The organism is Pantoea sp. 22096, assembly GCF_052045955.1.
Classification (GTDB): domain Bacteria; phylum Pseudomonadota; class Gammaproteobacteria; order Enterobacterales; family Enterobacteriaceae; genus Pantoea; species Pantoea alfalfae.
Window position 1 is genome coordinate 1 of the sequence record NZ_JBQEPW010000019.1, and the last position, 560, is coordinate 560.

Below are 560 nucleotides of genomic sequence, written 5' to 3' on the forward strand. Positions count from 1 at the left end.
AAATCCCTCCACCTACGCGCCAGCGTGCCTTCTCCCGAAGTTACGGCACCATTTTGCCTAGTTCCTTCACCCGAGTTCTCTCAAGCGCCTTGGTATTCTCTACCTGACCACCTGTGTCGGTTTGGGGTACGATTCTGTGTTACCTGATGCTTAGAGGCTTTTCCTGGAAGCTGGGCATTTATCACTTCAGCACCGTAGTGCCTCGTCGTCACGCCTCAGCGTTAATAAGGGACCGGATTTACCTGGACCCTCCGCCTACACGCTTAAACCGGGACAACCGTCGCCCGGCTGATATAGCCTTCTCCGTCCCCCCTTCGCAGTAACACCGAGTACAGGAATATTAACCTGTTTCCCATCGACTACGCCTTTCGGCCTCGCCTTAGGGGTCGACTCACCCTGCTCCGATTAACGTTGAACAGGAACCCTTGGTCTTCCGGCGAGCGGGCTTTTCACCCGCTTTATCGTTACTTATGTCAGCATTCGCACTTCTGATACCTCCAGCATGCCTCACAGCACACCTTCGACGGCTTACAGAACGCTCCCCTACCCAACAACACATA

Annotated in this window: 1 rRNA gene; it reads right to left on the minus strand. The window is 54.3% G+C overall.

The window, feature by feature from the left end:
* Positions 1 to 560: ribosomal RNA gene (locus tag ACTJKZ_RS21190) — 23S ribosomal RNA — on the minus strand; the annotation flags it as partial.